The following is a 14,222-nucleotide window of genomic DNA, read 5'->3' as shown; positions in this document are numbered from 1 at the left end:
TTAGCTGCATTGCGGCATTAGTTGTTACATAACGTTGCAAACTGTGAATTGAGATCACCGGCCAGAGCCCTTAGCTGACTATTCAACCGAAACAAATGTTGGCAATCCTTTGCAAACCACCCTTCAGACCTCTGTGACCTTTAACGGCGTTGGCCTTCATCTGGGCGAACCTGTGCAAATGGTCGTGAACCCTGCGCCCGCGCGGCATGGGATCGTGTTTGAACGGTTGGACGTTGCGCAGGGCACAGGGCGTATTGCGGCGCTGTGGGATCATGTGGTCCAGACGCCTCTGAATACGCGGATCGTCAACAGCCACGATGTGACCGTTTCTACGATCGAACATATCATGGCCGCTTTGGCGGGCTGTGGTATCCACAATGCGCATGTGACCTTAAACGGACCAGAAGTGCCGATCATGGATGGATCATCAGCCGGGTTTGTTCAGGAATTGGTCAAAGCGGGCAATGCGATCATTGATGCGCCCCTTTATGTGATCGAGGTGTTGAAAACCGTCGAAGTGCAGCGCGGCGACGCCACGGCCCGGATTGAACCGGCCCGTGCATTGCAGATCGACTTTGCCATTGATTTTGACGATGGGGCGATTGGCCAGCAACGTAAAAACCTGCCCATGGCCAATGGTGCCTTTGTGCGCGAATTATGTGACAGCCGCACGTTTTGCCGTCAGGCCGATGTCGATGCGATGCAGGCCAATGGTCTGGCTCTGGGCGGTGTTCCGGGCGTCAATGCGGTGGTCGTGGACGGTGATCATGTGGTTAGCCCCGGCGGTCTGCGCCACGCCGACGAAGCAGTGCGCCATAAAATGCTGGATGCGCTGGGGGATCTTTACACCGCGGGGGCCCCGATTTTGGGGCAATATACCGGCATTCGCGCCGGGCATGCGCTGACCAATGAATTGCTGCGGGTTTTGTTTGCACAAGCCGATGCATGGCGCTGGGTGCGGGCCGATGCGATGACAGCGGCGCAATTGCCGGGTGTGGGTGTGCGTTTGGCTGATCTGTCGGCGGTTGCCTGATCTGTCGGCGGTTGCCTGATCTGTCGGCGGTTGCCTGATCACTTTGACCTTACAGATCAAATTGCCGTTTTGCCTTCGAATCTTCTGTGCTAAACCCATCTCAAACGACATGAGGCGCGACCCAAATGGGTACAGAACCAACTGATCTATCTGCGCGGGATTCCCGTTTGAACGCTTTGACACCTTCGTGGGGCCGGTCGATGACTGTCTGGCTGCGCCGTGCTGGTGCCGTGTCCGCGCTGGCCGTTTTGGTTGCCTGTTCAAATATTGGATCAGATGTCTCACCAGAAGAGCTTGAAAATTACTCTGCCGAAGAGATTTTTCAACGTGGTGAGTTTGAGTTAGAGCGCAATCGTGCCGAAGATGCGGCGTTTTATTTTGGGGAAATTGAACGTCTCTATCCCTATTCTCAGTGGGCCAAACGCGCATTGATCATGCAGGCGTTTTCCTATCACCGAGAGGGTAATTACCCGTCATCCCGCGCTGCAGCGCAACGTTACATTGATTTCTATCCAACGGATGAAGACGCCGCATATGCGCAATATTTGCTGGCCTTGTCCTATTATGATCAGATCGATGAAATTGGCCGCGATCAGGGCCTGACCTTCCAAGCGTTACAAGCGTTGCGGGTCGTGATTGAACGCTATCCAGATAGCGAATATGCGCGGTCCTCAATCCTGAAATTTGATCTGGCTTTTGACCATCTGGCGGCCAAGGAAATGGAAATCGGACGCTATTATCTGCGCCGGGATCATTTTGCCGCGTCGATCAATCGGTTCCGTGTGGTTGTCGAGGATTTCCAAACCACCAGCCACACACCCGAAGCGTTGCATCGTTTGGTTGAGGCATACCTATCGCTGGGCCTGACCGACGAAGCTCAAAGTGCGGGCGCGATTCTAGGCCATAATTTCCAATCCACGGAATGGTACGCCGAAAGCCACGCTTTGCTGACGGGGCAGGGCCTGTCGATGCAATCTACAGGTGATAATTGGCTGGCATCCATCTATCGTCAGGTGGTGCGTGGGGAATGGCTGTAGGCCATTTGTGTTTGGTGGGTTGAAACCTGTCAGCGGCTCAGCCAAAAGAGGGGTTAGACCATATTCTGTGGGCATATCCCATCTTTGCCCTATATCGGCCCCTAACTTGGCTTGGATTTCCTGATGCTGCGCGCGCTAGACATTCGTGACATGTTGATCATTGACCGGCTTGAACTTGAATTTCAGCCCGGTTTGAACGTGCTGACCGGGGAAACCGGGGCCGGGAAATCCATTTTGCTAGACAGTCTTGGATTTGTGCTGGGATGGCGTGGGCGCGCGGAATTGGTGCGCAATGGCGCCGAAAAAGGCGAAGTAATTGCAGAATTCGACCTGCCCCCCGGACATGCGGCGTGGGCGGTTTTACAAGAGGCCGGGATCGACACCGAGGATGAGCTGATCCTGCGTCGGGTGAATGGCCGGGATGGCCGCAAAACCGCATGGGTCAATGATCGGCGTGTTTCGGGCGACGTGTTGCGCGCATTGTCCGCGACTTTGGTGGAATTACACGGTCAGCATGATGATCGCGGATTGCTGAACCCGCGCGGCCACCGGGCCTTGCTGGATGCTTACTTGGATGATCCGGCTGCCTTTGACCGGGTGCGCAAAGCGTGGGCCAAGTTGCGTGTCGCCCGCAAAGAATTGGCCAAGGCGCAGGCCAAGGTCGAAGCGTTGAAATCCGAAGAGGAGTTCCTGCGTCACGCCGTGGCTGAGTTGGACCAACTGGGCCCGATGCCCGGCGAAGAGGCAGAGCTGGACGTGGAACGCCGCCGCATGCAGGGCGCAGAAAAGGTGCGTGGCGACATTGCGCGAGCTGCATCCATTCTGGCCATCGACGGGGTCGAAGGGCAGGTGCGGGACGCGATGCGCTGGCTGGATAGCGCCACCGAGGGCGTCGAAGGCCAGCTGGACGCCCCGCTAGAGGCGCTGACCCGCGCAATTGATGCCCTAAACGAGGCCGAACAAGGCGTGCATCAATGCCTGAACGTGCTGGATTTTGATCCCCTTGCGCTGGAAAATTGCGAAGAGCGCCTGTTTGCGATCCGTGGTTTGGCCCGCAAATACGAAGTGCTGCCCGATGATCTGGCGACCTTCACCGAAGGATTGCGTGAAAACCTGGCCGCCTTGGACAGCTCGGTCGGTGATCTGGATGTGTTGCAAGCCGCGCTGGACAAAGCCCAAAACAGCTATGACACAGCCGCTGGTGCATTGACCGCGAAACGCCGCAAAGCCGGCACCGCGCTGGAAAAATCCATGGGCGCGGAATTGGCACCGCTGAAAATGGAACGCGCTGTTTTCACAGTCGAAATCACCACCGAGGATGCCGGGCCTGACGGAACTGATGCCGTGACATTCTGCGTGGCCACCAATCCCGGCGCCCCGGCTGGGCAGTTGGATAAAATCGCATCGGGCGGGGAATTGTCGCGGTTTTTGCTGGCGCTTAAGGTCTGTTTGACCGGCGAAGACAGCGGCCTAACCCTGATCTTTGATGAAATTGACCGTGGCGTCGGCGGTGCGACAGCCGACGCGGTGGGGCGCCGCCTAGAAGGGCTGGCATCAAAAGGTCAAATCCTGGTGGTGACCCATTCCCCCCAAGTGGCCGCACGGGGCGCACATCATTGGCGGGTGGAAAAACTTCAATCCGCTAAGGAAACGTTGTCACGTGTTGTGCCATTAGATGATGTGACCCGCACCGATGAAATTGCCCGGATGATTTCCGGCGACCGCCTGACCGACGAAGCCCGCGCCGCCGCCAAAGCGTTGATGAGCGGGTGACCCAAAAGAAAGTTCGCTATTTTATGAAGACCGAAAAGACGTCATTTCTGAAGGTGCAGGTCGATGGATTTCGGGCTGAGGTCAGCAAAGCATGGCGTCTAGTGCGATCACAGGGGCCGTCACAGGTTCAGTTCTGGTTCATCGCATTGCTCATCGGTGTGGTGGCCGGGTTTGTCGCCCTGTTGTTTCGGATGGGGATCGAAAACCTACAGGCTTGGGCCTATGGCACTGATGATGTGAACCAGCTGCATTCCTTTGCGGCGGGACTGGATTGGTGGATTATCCTTTTATTACCGATCTTTGGCGGGTTGGTCGTGGGTTTGATTTTGCATCATTTTACCGAGGATGCGCGTGTGCGGTCCGTTGGCGATGTGATCGAAGGATCCGCACTGGAAAACGGCCGGGTTGAGGTAAAGCAAGGGCTGGCCTCGGCTGTGGCGTCATTCATCACGTTATGTACCGGTGGATCATCGGGCCGCGAAGGTCCCGTGGTGCATCTGGCTGCGGTGGTGTCGACCACGATCTGCCGGATCATCCGCGCGGATGGCATCACCGGCCGCGATCTGCTGGGCTGTGCGGTCGCAGCGGCGGTATCTGCCAGTTTTAACGCGCCTATTGCCGGCGCTCTTTTCGCACTCGAAGTGGTGTTGCGCCATTTTGCGGTCCACGCATTTGCACCGATTGTCATCGCCAGTGCGGCGGGCACAGTGATCAACCGATTGGCCTATGGTGATGTCACCGAATTTGTTCTACCCACCGATAACTTTCTAGCATTTTATGTGGAATTACCGGCATTTATCATGCTGGGCATTCTATGTGGATTGGTCGCAGTTGTCTTGATCCGCGCGATTTTCTGGGTCGAAGATCTGGGCACAACATTGCAAAACAAATTGCGCATGCACCGCGCGCTACGTCCCGCGATGGCGGGGGCATTGTTGGGCGGGATCGCGATTTTCTTTCCGCATATTATTGGGGTTGGCTACGAAACAACGTCGCTGGCATTGACCGGGCAATTGGTCCTGCACGAAGCGGTGATATTCGTGATCCTGAAAATCATCGCTGTGTCGATCACGATGGGCGGTCGCATGGGCGGCGGCGTGTTTTCACCGGCAATGATGGTGGGGGCGCTGACGGGCTTGGCCTTTGGCATTGTGGCAACCGGCATTTTCCCCACCGTGTCCGGAGAAGAAACGCTTTATGCTTTGGCGGGGATGGGGGCAGTGGCGGCCGCAGTTCTGGGTGCGCCTATTTCGACAACGCTCATTGTGTTTGAATTGACCGGAGATTGGCAAACCGGATTGGCAGTGATGGTGTCGGTGTCGATTTCCACGGCAATTTCATCGCGCATGGTGGATATGTCGTTTTTCCTCACCCAGCTGGAACGGCGCAACGTGCATTTGGCGGCAGGACCACAGGCCTATTTGCTGGCCACATTCAAAGTCGCAAGTGTGATGCGGGCCGCTGATGCGCCACGCGCTGCACCACGGGAAGAATGCTGGGATATGATCCGCGACGGGATTTGTGTGGATGGAAATGCCACGTTGGAACAGGCCATGCCGATTTTTGACGCCACAAATGCGGCCTTTATCCCGGTTGTTGTGTTTCGCAATGATGATGAGCCACCCGAATTATGGGGGGCTTTGTTTCAGGTCGATGCATTGCGGGCGTTTAACCGTGCCTTGGCCGCGACAGCCGCCGAAGAGCATTCGTAAACAAACACTTAGAGTCAAAAAACACAGACGCAACCGCCCGTGTTTTCAAGAATTTCAGGGTGTTTAGATTTGTTCGACGGCCACTTTGGACGGGTAAAACGCCAAATACCCTTCGATCTGTTCCATGCCTTTTACGGGTGATTCATATGACCAGGCCGCATCTTTGATCAGCCCGCTTTTGGCGACGATCCCATAATAGGTTGCCTGACCTTTATGGGGGCAGGTCGACACGGTGTCAGACGGTTCCAGAAACGCCATGGCGATGTCGGCACGCGGGAAATAGGTGACAGGGGGGTAGTCCCCTTCGGTCAGTTCCAGCGCTGCGTTGCTTTCACCCAGAACTGCGCCCCCGGCCCGGACGGTCCAGGTGCCTTGTGCCGGTCGGATCGTGATGTGGTCAGCCATGGGGGTCTCCTCAATATGTGTTGCGCGGACTATATCACCCGCGCTTAGCCTGTCTATGCAACAGACATGTTAATCCAACAGTGTCAAAGTGGCGCACAGGCCGCGTTGAGCCAGCGTTTCGCGGACCCGTCAACCCGTGGGCCGATCCGCGCCAAAGTGGTCGCATGATAGGCATCAATCCAATCGCGTTCAGCGGCTGATAACAGAGAAACATCAATCAGTCGCCGATCAAATGGCACATAAGTTAACGTCTCAAAGCTGCGCATCTGGCGATCATCCGCCCCGGCCAGTTCAGGGGCCGGGATCACCACGATCAGGTTCTCAATCCGGATGCCAAACGCGCCTTCGCGGTAATATCCCGGTTCGTTGGACAGGATCATCCCCACGTCTAGCGGTAAATCCGATGTGCGCGAAATCCGTTGCGGGCCTTCGTGGACGCTCAGGTAGGATCCAACACCATGCCCGGTGCCATGGTCATAATCCAACCCAGCCGTCCAAAGAGGAAACCGCGCCAAGGCATCCAGATGCCCCCCCGCAACGCCAATGGGAAACCGGGCCCGCGACACCGCAATCATCCCTTGCAGGACACGGGTGTAACAGACGATATGATCAGGATTGGGAGCGCCAATAATCACAGTTCTGGTGATGTCGGTTGTGCCGTCTTGGTATTGGCCGCCACTGTCGATCAACAGCAATTCATTTGCAGTAATATCGGCATTTGTATCGGTGGACACACGGTAATGGACGATGGCCCCATGGTCGGCCACACCACAGATCGTTTCAAAAGAAATGTCGCGCAACGCGTTGGTATCGCGGCGAAAACTTTCGAGCTGGGTGACAACGTCGATCTCGCTTAGCCCGCCTTTGGGGGCGGTTTCGTCCAGCCAAGCCAAGAAACGGACCATCGCAGCACCATCACGCAGATGCGCTGTGCGCGCACCCTGAATTTCGACTGGGTTTTTGCAGGCCTTTGGCAGCAAACAGGGATCGGCACCCCGGCGGGTTTCGGCGCCGGTCAGCAGCTCTGTTAATTGGTAGGGCGCGGATTGCGGATCAAACAGAACCGGCTGCGGTAAATTCGCCAAGTGATCGGCCAAATCCTGTTCGCGTGCAACATGCACATCCCCCCCCAGATCCAGCCCATTGGCCTGTTGCGGATCGCAAAGCAATGTGACCTGCCCATCATCGCGCAGCAACGCCATGGCGTGTGGGACAGGGTTGCGTTCGATGTCTTGGCCGCGAATGTTCAACAGCCACGCCACGGAATCTGGCTGGGTGATTACGACGGATTTGGCCCCTGACTGGTTGATCAGATCACCAATGCGCGCGCGTTTATCAATCGAACTTTCGCCGGCAAATTCAAGGGGTTGTATCGTGAATGGGGCCGTGGGCGGCGCAGGCTGATCGGTCCAAATCTGATCCACCAGATTGGCAACCGCGCGCAATTTAATCCCTGTTCCCTCAAACTTGGTCTTTAGGGTTTCAATCTGGGTCGCACTATGAAGCCAGGGATCAAAGGCCAGAACATCTATTTTTTCGGCACGTTCGCGAACCCATTGATCCAGCGACGTTTCTGGCCAATGCACAGGTGTGAAAACATCCAATGCCACCTGATCTTTGACCTGAACGCGGTATCGCCCGTCAATAAAAACACCGGCCTCATCCGCCAGAATACAGGCAAAGCCAGCCGACCCGGAAAAGCCGGTCAACCATTCCAAACGCGCATCGCGCGGGGCCACATATTCGCCCTGAAACCGATCTGCGCGGGGCACCAAAAACCCGTCAACACCCGCGGTTTTCATCTGAACCCGCAATGCGTCCAAACGGGCAATGCCCTGTTCAGGGCGCGACGAAACATCAAAATCCTGAAACATGGTCACCCCGTTTTGTGGTCAAATTATTCAGATCATCGAGCCGGACAAACCGTGGTTTATCCGACTTTGCGCATGCCCAACACACGGGCCCGTTTACGTGGATCACTGTCAAACAATCCCGCCAACTGTTCTGTCATGGCCCCGGCCAATTGTTCCACATCGGTAATGGTCACCGCGCGGTCGTAATACCGGGTCACGTCATGGCCGATCCCAATCGCCAACAGTTCCACCGCTTTGCGTTTTTCGACCATCGCGATCACGTCACGCAAGTGTTTTTCCAGATAATTCGCGGGGTTAACAGACAATGTGCTGTCATCCACGGGCGCGCCGTCGGAAATCACCATCAGGATTTTGCGTGCTTCGGGGCGGTTCACAACCCGGCGATGCGCCCATTCAAGCGCCTCTCCGTCGATGTTTTCCTTCAGCAGGCCTTCTTTCATCATCAGACCCAGATTGTCGCGCGTGCGCCGCCACGGGGCATCAGCCCCTTTATAGATGATGTGGCGCAGATCGTTCAGACGTCCGGGCTGTTGGGGGCGGCCATCCGCCAGCCATTTTTCGCGGGCTTTGCCGCCTTTCCAGGCACGGGTGGTAAATCCGAGGATTTCAACCTTGACGTTGCAGCGTTCCAGCGTGCGCGCCAAAACATCGGCACAGATCGCGGCAATCGAAATTGGCCGACCGCGCATGGACCCGGAATTATCCAACAACAGCGTCACAACCGTGTCGCGGAATTCGGTGTCTTTTTCGACCTTAAACGACAGGGGGGTTGTCGGCTGGGCCACAACCCGCGCCAGACGCCCGGCATCCAGAATGCCTTCTTCGCGGTCAAATTCCCACGACCGGTTTTGCTGCGCCTGCAACCGGCGCTGCAATTTGTTGGCCAACCGGGAAACCGCCCCTTTGAGCGGTTCCAGCTGCTGATCCAAATAGGCCCGCAAACGTTCCAATTCTTGTGGCTCGGCCAACTCTTCTGCGCCGATTTCTTCGTCATCATCTGTGACATAGACTGCGTAATTTGGATCCGCTTGCGAAACAGGCTGTGGGGCAGGTGGCTCTAGCGGGGCTTCGCCTTCGGGCATTTCTGCGTCGTCTTCGAATTCCGTATCGGCGGATTCGTCCATAGACACTTGGGCCTCAGAGGCGTCTTGTTGCTCTTCCTGAGATTGCTCAGGGGCGGCATCCATATCCTCGTCTTCGTCACCATCATCCTGACCGGTGCTATCAGGCTGTTCATCTTGGTCCTCGGATGATCCGTCTTCGGCGTCATCTTCGGGCATATCCGGGTCTTCGCCCAACTGATCGCCGTATCCCAGATCTTCGATCAATTGACGTGCAAATTTCGCAAAGGCCTGTTGGTCGGTTAAAACCGTTTCCAGATTATCCAACGTGCCGCCGCAGCTTTCTTCGATAAAGCCACGCCATAATTCCATGACATTATCGGCACCTGCAGGCATGGGGCGACCGGTGGCCAGATGGCGGATCAGATATCCGGCGGCAGTGGCCAGTGGGGCCTGTGCCTTGTCGCGGATATCGCCATAGCCTTTGCGGCGGGCCTCAGATTCGATTTTTACGTCGATATTGCTGGCCGTGCCGGGCATGTATTGCGCGCCCACGGCTTCGGTGCGGGCGGTTTCCATTGCGTCGTACAAATCACGCGCCATCTGGCCATCGGGCTGATAGCGCAAAGCGGTGGCGGGATCGTGAAATTTGTGGCGCAGCGCCAATGAATCCGCTGTGCCGCGGGCCAGCAGAACCTCTTCTCGGGTCATGCGACGGCTGACTTGGGGCAGGCGCACCGAGTCATTGGTCGCCCCCGGAGGGTCAACAGAATAGGTGACTGACAGGTCCGGGTCATCGGCCATGACTTTGGTGGCCTCGGCCAAGGCTTTTTTGAACGGATCAGCGGGGTTGTCATTGGGCTTGCTCATGGGCGCAATCTAGGCGCGTGCACCGATGATGGAAAGCATAATTCGCGCTTTGCCCACAATCCTTAGTTCAAAAGAAACCCGGTGCATTCTGCCAGCAATCTGTCGGATATGGTTTGCGCCCATTGCGCTTCGGTTGCGTCGAAACTGAATGTTGCACGCGACAGCAACGCGGCTTGTGCGGCTTTGGCATTCACCCGCCAACTGAGGACTTCGCGGCCTTGGTCGGGGGGCATAATCGCGTCCACCAATTCCAACATGGCGCTGCGTTGTGCGGTCATCGCTTCGGAGGCACCGCCTTCGAAGAGGCGTTCATGTTCTGTAATGGCCGATAGACGCCCGGCACAGATTGCAAACTGTCTAAGTTGTTGATCCGGCGTGACGTCAAAGGTGCTGAAATCAGGGCTGAAATTGGCGCGCACTGGCAGAGTCTGAAAAACCACAAACAGACAAAGAGCCACAAAATACGGGATGCGATATGTTTTCAAAGCGCCCATTTGCTGATCTTGCGCGCTGAAAACTTGCCAATCAATTAAGCGATTTGAAAAATTGACCTTTAGATCAGGTTTTGTCGCAAAACGGATACATAGTTGCGCCTTAGGCGTTCAGTCGGTCGCACCAATTGATTCGTCGCCCACCGGAATAGCGTACCGCCAATCCCTGTTGCACCATCGTGTCAGCGACGTTTTCACCATCAATTGTCATCCAGACCAGCAGCCGGGAATAGCGATCACGGCCTTCGAAAACGAAATCAAAGTCCTGACCCTGGCGCACCAATTGCCGCATGGCTTGGGTGGCTTGGCGTCCCAGCGCCAATTCCTGCCGACAGCCCGGTTCATAGGTTTCCGGTGTGTCATATCCCATCAGGCGCGCCCGTTCGCGGGGCTGTCCGGGGCAGGATAAATCCACCGTGTCGCCGTCAACAATATCAACAACGCGGCATTGCGACGGGCCAGTGGTGACTTGGTTAGTGGCATTTTCTGGCACCGGAACACAGCCCAATGCCAGCACTCCGATCGCGCTGGATAACACCAGAAACTTTTGCAACATCACAGGTGCTGTGATCAGGACAGGGTCGCGTTTGCAGCACTTTCTGGCAGTTCTTCGTCAAAGCAACGCTGATAGAATTCGGCCACTGTCTGGCGTTCCAATTCGTCACATTTGTTCAGGAACGACAGGCGGAACGCATAGCCCACATCGTTGAAAATACGGGCGTTTTCCGCCCATGCAATCACACTACGTGGGGACATAACCGTCGACAGATCACCATTCATGAACGCGGTCCGGGTCAGATCGGCCACGGTGACCATCTGGCCTACCTTTTTGCGACCATCTTCGGTGTTCAGCTGTGGTGCCTTGGATAGGACGATGTTGGCTTCCGCATCATGGCTCAGGTAGTTTAACGTCGCAACGAGGGACCAACGGTCCATTTGTGCTTGGTTGATTTGTTGTGTGCCGTGATACAGGCCAGTTGTATCGCCCAAACCGACAGTGTTGGCGGTGGCGAACAGGCGGAAATAGGGGTGCGGTTCCAGAATTTTGTTCTGATCCAGCAGCGTCAGTTTACCGTCGGTTTCCAGAACCCGCTGGATCACAAACATCACATCCGCGCGGCCAGCATCATATTCGTCAAACACGATCGCAACCGGGTTGCGCAGCGCCCATGGCAGGATGCCTTCGTGGAATTCGGTGATCTGTTTGCCGTCTTTCAGCTTGATCGCGTCTTTGCCGATCAGGTCGATCCGCGAAATGTGGCTGTCCAGGTTCACACGCACGGCGGGCCAGTTCAGACGGGCCGCAACCTGTTCAATATGGGTGGATTTCCCTGTCCCGTGATAGCCCTGCACCATGACGCGGCGGTTATAGCCAAACCCGGCCAGAATCGCCAACGTGGTGTCGGGGTCAAATTTATAGGTGGGATCAATCGCCGGTACGCGGTCAGTGCGTTCAGGGAAGGCTTTGATTTTCATGTCAGAATCGATGCCAAAGACATCCCGGACGGAAATTTCTTCGGTGGGTTTAATGTTCAAATCCATCAAATCGTTCGACATGGTCCTGCCCTTATCTGCATCTCTATTATGCGCTCGGGATGCCTGAAATTGCGCGATGCTGCAAGGGGAACAGGACAGATGTTTGTATTGGTACAATTGTCGACCAAACAGAGCAGGCATTTAGCGGCACATTTGAGCGTTTGTGTCGCTAAATGTGCCACGTCAAAATCTGATCTTGGATAGATTTCATAGAGCCAAAAGAGGGATTGGCAATTAAATTGTTCACGTTATGTTCTTATTTAATGTTTATTAAGGAGAACGCCATGATCAACGGCAGCTGCCTATGTGGAAAGGTCAAATTTCACATCACCGGGGATCCATTTTCCCTAAGTTATTGCCATTGTTCCCGCTGTCGCAAAGTTGCGGGCGTGTTTTCTGCTGTGTTGATCGGCAAAGCCGAAGATCTGCACTTGGATCAAGGCGCAGACGTCATTACCCGGTTCAAAGCGGCTGATGATGCCAAGTTTGAGCGTTGTTTTTGCAAAGAATGCGGGACATCGCTGGGGGATTTGGCCACGGGGGATGTGTATGTGGTGGCGGCCTCGGCCTTGGATGATGATCCCAAAATCCGGCCCAGTGTGCATATCCACACAGAGTCAAAGCCGGATTGGTATGAGATCGACGACAGATTGCAGAAATTCACCGGTGATTACATCCCACCTGACACCCCTCACGCTTGATCACAAACTTGTGCGGCGGCTTGTTTGACCAAAGTGACAGGGGCACACTGCCCCAAACAGAGGAGCCCCTCATGAAACGCCGTACATTCCTAGCTCTGACCGGGGCCGCCGCCAGCACCGCCATGCCGTCATTTGGCATGGCAGACACGTTCGAAGTGACCCGCACAGATGCCGAATGGCGTGCGATGCTGACGGATTTGCAATATCATGTGATGCGCCAAGAGGGTACGGAACGGGCCGGATCATCCCCCCTGGATAAGGTTTATGATGCAGGGATCTATCATTGCAGGGGCTGTGATCTGGCGCTGTATGATGGGGCTACGAAATACGATTCTGGTACCGGGTGGCCATCCTTTTATCAAAGCCTGCGCAATGCTGTTGGCACCAGAGAGGACAATCGCCTATTGCGCACCCGCACAGAAGTGCATTGCCGCCGTTGCGGGTCGCATCTAGGTCATATTTTCAATGACGGACCCGCCCCAACAGGCAAACGGCATTGTCTGAACGGGGTGTCTTTGGTGTTTCGCGCGGCATAACCCTGTATTTGCCGGATGATCCGCCTCTACTGAGTTTCTAAAACCTTAACAATTTGTTCACCAATTTGTCCTTTAAATTGGGGGGATTGTCGTGTTTTTGCCATGGTGTTGCCGCGTTTGGCAGCGACTTTGGCCCAGCAATTCAAGAGGACCGGAATGCGCGCAGACAAACGATTCTATGACCTGTCCATGTCACGTGGCGAAAGAAGCCGATTGTTCGCATATATGGTCGTTGCCCTATGCGGCGCAATCGTCGGATATGCGGTGGTGTTGCGGCTGTCATTGGGGTTCAGCGTCATCAACGGGCTGAGTGGGTATGACATCTGGATGATCGTCGCGGCGGCCATTGGCTCCATGGCGGGGCTGTATTTGGCCGGTGACAGATTTGGCCAGCCGGGCTGGGCGGGATTGCGCCGGGCCATGTTGGCGACGATTTGGGTATCTTTTGTTGGATCGGTGATCGGCGGGTCCCTGATGTTGCCGTTTTATGGCACGATGTTTGGCCCGTTTACGTTGCTGGTCACCTTGGCCAGCTCGCCCTTATTGGCGCTGCTTTGGGTGCTGAACCTGATGGGGGCGCATTCATTGTTGAACCATTGGCGGCGCGAACGTGACACAATTTTCACAGCATTTGAGGATGGTCGGATCGAATCCTACCGGTCCCGTTAGGGGCGTTAGCGGCGCACCGTGCGGCTGTTTTGCGCGCCATTGACCCGAACAACCCGGATGGCGTTCAGCTCAGACTGGCTTAGAACCAATGCGACGGTGATTTGACGGGATGCGTTTGTGCCAACCGCGGGTGTCCCGGCGGGTTGTTCCACCCGAAACCCGTAGGTCGCAACGCCGTTTTCCATGGTTTCCAACACCAATTGCGCATTGAAATAGCCCTGACTGGCCGCCTGACCTGTGGCGCGAATGATGGCGCCGTCCGGTGTGCGATCGATGGTCAATCCAGTGACGGTTTGAACCAGGGCACGCCCTTCGGTTTCAACAATCACGCGATTTTCGGGCACCAATGGGCGCAAAGGCTGGGCTTCGCGCGCCTCGATGCGGGCCTGACTTGTTGATCCACCAAACCAGTTCAGCGGGTTGATGCGAGAGTCTGAAATGCGGGCACAGCCCGACAGGGTCAATGTGGCGCAGGTCAACAGCAAAGCGATACGCATGGATAGGCCTTTCTATACTTGCCCCAA

Annotated in this window: 14 protein-coding genes; 7 read left to right on the top strand and 7 right to left on the bottom strand. The window is 55.8% G+C overall.

Annotation, left to right across the window (positions count from 1 at the left end; translation table 11 throughout):
- The first annotated feature begins 109 nt into the window (after window positions 1–109).
- From lpxC to AB1F12_RS10525, 4 genes are all read left to right on the top strand, one after another.
- Window positions 110–1,033, top strand: coding sequence for a UDP-3-O-acyl-N-acetylglucosamine deacetylase (gene lpxC, locus AB1F12_RS10540; protein WP_368184142.1), 924 nt, complete (start codon window positions 110–112; stop codon window positions 1,031–1,033).
- 200 nt (window positions 1,034–1,233) lie between these two features.
- Complete coding sequence (locus tag AB1F12_RS10535; protein WP_368188349.1) at window positions 1,234–2,070, top strand: outer membrane protein assembly factor BamD; 837 nt, start codon at window positions 1,234–1,236, stop codon at window positions 2,068–2,070.
- A gap of 123 nt (window positions 2,071–2,193) precedes the next feature.
- Window positions 2,194–3,843, top strand: coding sequence for a DNA repair protein RecN (gene recN / locus AB1F12_RS10530; protein ID WP_368184140.1), 1,650 nt, complete (start codon window positions 2,194–2,196; stop codon window positions 3,841–3,843).
- Between the two features lie 23 nt (window positions 3,844–3,866).
- On the top strand, window positions 3,867–5,555 hold the full coding sequence (locus tag AB1F12_RS10525; RefSeq protein WP_368184138.1) for a chloride channel protein: 1,689 nt from the start codon (window positions 3,867–3,869) through the stop codon (window positions 5,553–5,555).
- Between the two features lie 63 nt (window positions 5,556–5,618).
- On the opposite strand, the gene AB1F12_RS10520 is transcribed toward AB1F12_RS10525, so the two are convergent.
- From AB1F12_RS10520 to cobS, 6 genes are all read right to left on the bottom strand, one after another.
- Window positions 5,619–5,960, bottom strand: a complete 342-nt coding sequence (locus tag AB1F12_RS10520; protein ID WP_368184135.1) for a DUF427 domain-containing protein — start codon at window positions 5,958–5,960, stop codon at window positions 5,619–5,621.
- Window positions 5,961–6,043: 83 nt separating this feature from the next.
- Window positions 6,044–7,834, bottom strand: coding sequence for an aminopeptidase P family protein (locus tag AB1F12_RS10515; RefSeq protein WP_368184134.1), 1,791 nt, complete (start codon window positions 7,832–7,834; stop codon window positions 6,044–6,046).
- Between the two features lie 56 nt (window positions 7,835–7,890).
- On the bottom strand, window positions 7,891–9,765 hold the full coding sequence (gene cobT / locus AB1F12_RS10510) for a cobaltochelatase subunit CobT (RefSeq protein WP_368184132.1): 1,875 nt from the start codon (window positions 9,763–9,765) through the stop codon (window positions 7,891–7,893).
- A gap of 62 nt (window positions 9,766–9,827) precedes the next feature.
- Window positions 9,828–10,259 carry a hypothetical protein gene (locus AB1F12_RS10505; RefSeq protein WP_368184130.1) on the bottom strand — a complete coding sequence of 144 codons (432 nt, stop codon included), beginning with the start codon at window positions 10,257–10,259 and terminating at the stop codon, window positions 9,828–9,830.
- 100 nt (window positions 10,260–10,359) lie between these two features.
- Window positions 10,360–10,812, bottom strand: coding sequence for a thermonuclease family protein (locus tag AB1F12_RS10500; protein ID WP_368184128.1), 453 nt, complete (start codon window positions 10,810–10,812; stop codon window positions 10,360–10,362).
- A 14-nt stretch (window positions 10,813–10,826) separates the two neighbouring features.
- Window positions 10,827–11,813: a cobaltochelatase subunit CobS gene (cobS, locus tag AB1F12_RS10495; protein ID WP_368184126.1), complete on the bottom strand. Its 987-nt coding sequence runs from the start codon at window positions 11,811–11,813 to the stop codon at window positions 10,827–10,829.
- Window positions 11,814–12,076: 263 nt separating this feature from the next.
- Here cobS and AB1F12_RS10490 point away from each other — a divergent pair, with 263 nt between their 5' ends.
- The 3 genes from AB1F12_RS10490 (at window position 12,077) to AB1F12_RS10480 (ending at window position 13,698) form a co-directional block, all read left to right on the top strand.
- The gene (locus tag AB1F12_RS10490; RefSeq protein ID WP_368184124.1) at window positions 12,077–12,493 is read left to right on the top strand and encodes a GFA family protein; all 417 of its coding nucleotides are present in this window, start codon (window positions 12,077–12,079) and stop codon (window positions 12,491–12,493) included.
- Between the two features lie 71 nt (window positions 12,494–12,564).
- Window positions 12,565–13,029 (top strand): peptide-methionine (R)-S-oxide reductase MsrB, encoded by a 465-nt coding sequence (gene msrB / locus AB1F12_RS10485; protein WP_368184123.1) that lies wholly within the window; start codon window positions 12,565–12,567, stop codon window positions 13,027–13,029.
- Window positions 13,030–13,185: 156 nt separating this feature from the next.
- The gene (locus AB1F12_RS10480) at window positions 13,186–13,698 is read left to right on the top strand and encodes a hypothetical protein (protein WP_368184121.1); all 513 of its coding nucleotides are present in this window, start codon (window positions 13,186–13,188) and stop codon (window positions 13,696–13,698) included.
- Between the two features lie 5 nt (window positions 13,699–13,703).
- Here AB1F12_RS10480 and AB1F12_RS10475 read toward each other — a convergent pair whose 3' ends face one another.
- Window positions 13,704–14,195: a hypothetical protein gene (locus tag AB1F12_RS10475; RefSeq protein WP_368184119.1), complete on the bottom strand. Its 492-nt coding sequence runs from the start codon at window positions 14,193–14,195 to the stop codon at window positions 13,704–13,706.
- Window positions 14,196–14,222 lie beyond the last annotated feature (27 nt).

It is taken from the genome of Aestuariibius sp. HNIBRBA575, from assembly GCF_040932005.1.
Lineage (GTDB): Bacteria > Pseudomonadota > Alphaproteobacteria > Rhodobacterales > Rhodobacteraceae > CANLNM01.
The sequence above is the reverse complement of the archived record's forward strand: the minus strand, read 5'-3'. Positions and strand labels throughout refer to the sequence as shown.